General features: G+C 53.7%; 1 rRNA gene. It reads left to right on the plus strand.

Annotated elements, in window-relative coordinates:
• Positions 1 to 25: 25 nt before the first annotated feature.
• Positions 26 to 2817 (plus strand): 23S ribosomal RNA (locus tag IM273_RS07130); the annotation flags it as partial.

Consider the following 2817-nt stretch of genomic DNA (forward strand, 5'->3'; position numbering starts at 1 on the left):
GAAGTGAAACATCTTCGGGTTGTGAGGTTAAGCGACTAAGCGTACACGGTGGATGCCCTGGCAGTCAGAGGCGATGAAGGACGTGCTAATCTGCGAAAAGCGACGGCGAGGTGATATGAACCTTTGACCCGTCGATGTCCGAATGGGGAAACCCAGTGTGATCCGTCACACTATCGTTAACTGAATACATAGGTTAACGAGGCGAACCGGGGGAACTGAAACATCTAAGTACCCCGAGGAAAAGAAATCAACCGAGATTCCCCCAGTAGCGGCGAGCGAACGGGGAGCAGCCCGGAGTCTGAATCAGCTTGTGTGTTAGTGGAAGCGTCTGGAAAGTCGCACGGTACAGGGTGACAGTCCCGTACACGAAAATGCACAGGTTGTGAACTCGAAGAGTAGGGCGGGACACGTGGTATCCTGTCTGAATATGGGGGGACCATCCTCCAAGGCTAAATACTCCTGACTGACCGATAGTGAACCAGTACCGTGAGGGAAAGGCGAAAAGAACCCCGGCGAGGGGAGTGAAAAAGAACCTGAAACCGTGTACGTACAAGCAGTGGGAGCACCTTCGGGTGTGACTGCGTACCTTTTGTATAATGGGTCAGCGACTTATATTCTGTAGCAAGGTTAACCGTATAGGGGAGCCGCAGGGAAACCGAGTCTTAACTGGGCGTTAAGTTGCAGGGTATAGACCCGAAACCCGGTGATCTAGCCATGGGCAGGTTGAAGGTTGGGTAACACTAACTGGAGGACCGAACCGACTAATGTTGAAAAATTAGCGGATGACCTGTGGCTGGGGGTGAAAGGCCAATCAAACCGGGAGATAGCTGGTTCTCCCCGAAAGCTATTTAGGTAGCGCCTCGTGAACTCATCTTCGGGGGTAGAGCACTGTTTCGGCTAGGGGGCCATCCCGGCTTACCAACCCGATGCAAACTACGAATACCGAAGAATGTTATCACGGGAGACACACGGCGGGTGCTAACGTCCGTCGTGAAGAGGGAAACAACCCAGACCGCCAGCTAAGGTCCCAAAGTCATGGTTAAGTGGGAAACGATGTGGGAAGGCACAGACAGCCAGGATGTTGGCTTAGAAGCAGCCATCATTTAAAGAAAGCGTAATAGCTCACTGGTCGAGTCGGCCTGCGCGGAAGATGTAACGGGGCTAAACCATGCACCGAAGCTGCGGCAGCGACGCTTATGCGTTGTTGGGTAGGGGAGCGTTCTGTAAGCCGTTGAAGGTGTGCTGTGAGGCATGCTGGAGGTATCAGAAGTGCGAATGCTGACATAAGTAACGATAAAGCGGGTGAAAAGCCCGCTCGCCGGAAGACCAAGGGTTCCTGTCCAACGTTAATCGGGGCAGGGTGAGTCGACCCCTAAGGCGAGGCCGAAAGGCGTAGTCGATGGGAAACAGGTTAATATTCCTGTACTTGGTGTTACTGCGAAGGGGGGACGGAGAAGGCTATGTCAGCCGGGCGACGGTTGTCCCGGTTTAAGCGTGTAGGTGTGTGTTCCAGGCAAATCCGGTTCACTTTAACACTGAGGCGTGATGACGAGGCACTACGGTGCTGAAGTGATAAATGCCCTGCTTCCAGGAAAAGCCTCTAAGCATCAGGTAACACGAAATCGTACCCCAAACCGACACAGGTGGTCAGGTAGAGAATACCAAGGCGCTTGAGAGAACTCGGGTGAAGGAACTAGGCAAAATGGTGCCGTAACTTCGGGAGAAGGCACGCTGATATGTAGGTGAAGCCCCTGCGGGCGGAGCTGAAATCAGTCGAAGATACCAGCTGGCTGCAACTGTTTATTAAAAACACAGCACTGTGCAAACACGAAAGTGGACGTATACGGTGTGACGCCTGCCCGGTGCCGGAAGGTTAATTGATGGGGTTAGCGGCAACGCGAAGCTCTTGATCGAAGCCCCGGTAAACGGCGGCCGTAACTATAACGGTCCTAAGGTAGCGAAATTCCTTGTCGGGTAAGTTCCGACCTGCACGAATGGCGTAATGATGGCCAGGCTGTCTCCACCCGAGACTCAGTGAAATTGAACTCGCTGTGAAGATGCAGTGTACCCGCGGCAAGACGGAAAGACCCCGTGAACCTTTACTATAGCTTGACACTGAACACTGGTCCTTGATGTGTAGGATAGGTGGGAGGCTTTGAAGCGTGGACGCCAGTCTGCGTGGAGCCGTCCTTGAAATACCACCCTTTAATGGCTGGTGTTCTAACGTGGACCCGTGATCCGGGTTGCGGACAGTGTCTGGTGGGTAGTTTGACTGGGGCGGTCTCCTCCCAAAGAGTAACGGAGGAGCACGAAGGTTAGCTAATCCTGGTCGGACATCAGGAGGTTAGTGCAATGGCATAAGCTAGCTTGACTGCGAGAGTGACGGCTCGAGCAGGTGCGAAAGCAGGTCATAGTGATCCGGTGGTTCTGAATGGAAGGGCCATCGCTCAACGGATAAAAGGTACTCCGGGGATAACAGGCTGATACCGCCCAAGAGTTCATATCGACGGCGGTGTTTGGCACCTCGATGTCGGCTCATCACATCCTGGGGCTGAAGTAGGTCCCAAGGGTATGGCTGTTCGCCATTTAAAGTGGTACGCGAGCTGGGTTTAGAACGTCGTGAGACAGTTCGGTCCCTATCTGCCGTGGGCGCTGGAGAATTGAGGGGGGCTGCTCCTAGTACGAGAGGACCGGAGTGGACGCATCACTGGTGTTCGGGTTGTCATGCCAATGGCACTGCCCGGTAGCTAAATGCGGAAGAGATAAGTGCTGAAAGCATCTAAGCACGAAACTTGCCCCGAGATGAGTTCTCCCTGA

Origin of the sequence: Enterobacter cloacae complex sp. P13B (genome assembly GCF_014895915.1) — a bacterium.
In the GTDB taxonomy this organism is placed as follows: Bacteria; Pseudomonadota; Gammaproteobacteria; order Enterobacterales; family Enterobacteriaceae; genus Enterobacter; species Enterobacter bugandensis.